Raw genomic sequence first — 2,456 nt, 5'->3', positions numbered from 1 at the left:
CTGTGGGCAGCTCGTGCAGCGCCTGCAATCCTCGGGTGCCGAGTTCGACCTGTATATGGTGGGCAGCCGCCAGGACGATGCACGCATCCGCGACTGGGCCAAGCGCGCGCAGATCGACCCGGCGCGCGTGCGCAGCGGCAGCATTACCCTCAACCACGACGGCGGCCGCTGGCTGTCGCTGGGCCTGCCCGGTGACTTGCCCGCGGCTGTGCGCGAGGTGAACGGCCAATGGCAGCGTCAGCCGTAGCGGCCACCTCCGTCTCGCAGCTCCTGCGCGCACTGGTGCTTGCTACCGGCCTGTGCGCCTGCGCCGTCCATGCCCAGGAGGTTCCACCACCGGCCTACCAACTCGCCGCACAGCGGGCGGGCATCCCCTCGACCGTGCTCTTCGCCGTGGCCTTGCAGGAGAGCGGTGTTCGGCGCAACGGGCGCATCGTCCCGTGGCCGTGGTCCCTCAATGTCGCCGGCCAGTCGCGCCGCTTCGCCACGCGCGCCGACGCCTGCTCGGGCTTGCAACAGGCAATGCGCGCCACGCCCCACACGCGCATCGATGCAGGCCTGGGCCAGATCAACCTCGGTTACCACAAGCACCGCTTCACCAGCGCGTGCGACCTGCTGGACCCCTATCGCAACCTCGCCATCGCCGCTGAGATCCTGAAGGAGCAGCACACGTCCGGCGAAGACTGGCTGTTGGCGATCGGCCGCTACCACCGTCCTGCGGGCGGCGAGCCCGCCGCCCGCTACCGGCGCAGCGTGTCGCGCCATCTCGCGCGTGTGCAGGGCGCACGCCCAAACGCCGCGGTGCTCGCCACGCGCCAGGAGACTTCCCCATGACGAAATCCCATCTGGCCCTGCGGGGCCTGCTTGTGCTGCTGGCGGGTCTGCCGCTGGCATCGCGTGCCGGCGATCCGCTGATCGTGGTCGAAGATCGCGGTGGCACGTCGGCGCTGCCGTACTACGAGGCCCTCAACCTCCAGCCGCGCGCCGATGTCCCGGCCCGGCCGCCCATTCCGACGCCACAGGTTCCCGCCACACCCGCGGACGAGGCAGCGATGCTGCCGGTGCGCAGCACCAAACTCACGCCTGGCACCGTCGCTCGGCGCGTGATCGAAGCGCCCGGCCTGCGGCCGTTCGTGGTCATCGGCGACGACGACGCCTCCCGGGCCTGGTTGCAGCGCCGCGGCGTTGCTTTGCGCGAACGCGGCGCGGTCGGCCTAGTGGTCAATGTCGAGACCGCGCAGGGCCTGGCAGGGCTGCGTGCCCTGGTGCCGGGCGTGCCGCTCGCGCCCGTAGCCGGAGACGACCTGGCCGATCGCCTAGGCCTGCGGCATTACCCGGCGCTGATCACGGCCACCGGCATCGAGCAATGAAGCCATGTCGGGGAAACAGCCGGTCGAGGTTCTGCTACGCCCAGCGGTGGAGCTATACACCGTCGCAGCGTGTGCAGGCGCCGCGTTTCTGTCCCTGGTGGCCCCGTGGTCGCTCGCGCTGAGTCCGGCCATGGGCGTCGGCAGCGCCCTGGCGTTCGGCGCCTACGGCGCGATCCGCTACCGCGACGCTCGCGTCATCCTGCGTTATAGGCGCAACATCCGCCGCCTGCCGCGTTACGTGATGACGAGCAAGGATGTGCCCGTCAGCCAGCAGCGGCTTTTCATCGGGCGCGGATTCCTGTGGGAGCAGAAGCACACCCATAGGCTCATGCAGACATACCGGCCGGAGTTTCGCCGCTACGCGGAGCCGACACCGGCCTATCGCCTGGCGCGTCGGCTGGAGGAACGGCTGGAGTTTGCGCCGTTCCCGCTGTCCCGGCTCTCCGCTCTCACGGGCTGGGACGTTCCGTTCAACCCTGTGCGCCCGCTGCCACCTGTAGGTGGCCTGCCGCGGCTGCATGGCATCGAACCCGACGAGGTGGACGTCAGCCTGCCGCTGGGTGAGCGCGTCGGACATTCGCTGGTGCTGGGCACGACGCGCGTGGGCAAGACGCGGCTGGCCGAGCTGTTTGTGACTCAGGACATCCGTCGCAAGAACGCTGCCGGCGAGCACGAGGTCGTGATCGTTATCGATCCCAAGGGCGACGCGGATCTCCTGAAGCGGATGTACGTCGAAGCCCAGCGCGCAGGCCGTGAAGGCGAGTTCTACATCTTCCACCTCGGTTGGCCGGAAATCAGCGCCCGCTACAACGCGGTAGGACGCTTCGGTCGCATCTCGGAAGTCGCCACCCGTATCGCAGGGCAACTCTCCGGTGAAGGCAACAGCGCGGCCTTCCGGGAGTTCGCGTGGCGCTTCGTCAACATCATTGCCCGCGCTTTGGTGGAACTGGGGCAGCGCCCGGACTACATGCTGATCCAGCGGCACGTCATCAACATCGACGCACTGTTTATCGAGTACGCCCAGCACTACTTCGCCAAGACCGAGCCCAAGGCCTGGGAGGTGATCGTCCAGATCGAGGCCAAGCT

At 68.7% G+C, this 2,456-nt stretch carries 3 protein-coding genes and 1 pseudogene; all 4 read left to right on the top strand.

Annotation, left to right across the window (positions count from 1 at the left end):
- Positions 1-247, top strand: a pseudogene (locus tag EKA13_RS26890) (TIGR03759 family integrating conjugative element protein); the annotation flags it as partial.
- Complete coding sequence (locus EKA13_RS26885) at positions 229-834, top strand: transglycosylase SLT domain-containing protein (protein WP_009459679.1); 606 nt, start codon at positions 229-231, stop codon at positions 832-834. The pseudogene EKA13_RS26890 and the gene EKA13_RS26885, both read left to right, overlap by 19 nt.
- Positions 831-1,370: an integrating conjugative element protein gene (locus EKA13_RS26880; protein ID WP_009459678.1), complete on the top strand. Its 540-nt coding sequence runs from the start codon at positions 831-833 to the stop codon at positions 1,368-1,370. Before EKA13_RS26885 ends, EKA13_RS26880 begins: the two co-directional genes overlap by 4 nt.
- A 4-nt stretch (positions 1,371-1,374) precedes the next feature.
- The coding region (gene traD, locus EKA13_RS26875) for a conjugative transfer system coupling protein TraD (RefSeq protein WP_141685685.1) at positions 1,375-2,456 on the top strand (1,082 nt) is incomplete at its 3' end.

The organism is Pseudomonas defluvii (genome assembly GCF_001695625.1).
GTDB classification, from domain to species: Bacteria; Pseudomonadota; Gammaproteobacteria; order Pseudomonadales; family Pseudomonadaceae; genus Aquipseudomonas; species Aquipseudomonas defluvii.
The sequence above is the reverse complement of the archived record's forward strand: the minus strand, read 5'-3'. Positions and strand labels throughout refer to the sequence as shown.

What these genes read in the sequence shown, in the direction of transcription:
- EKA13_RS26885 (WP_009459679.1), top strand. Translation starts at nt 229, where the DNA reads ATGGCAGCGTCAGCCGTAGCGGCCACCTCCGTCTCGCAGCTCCTGCGC.
- EKA13_RS26880 (WP_009459678.1), top strand. Translation starts at nt 831, where the DNA reads ATGACGAAATCCCATCTGGCCCTGCGGGGCCTGCTTGTGCTGCTGGCG.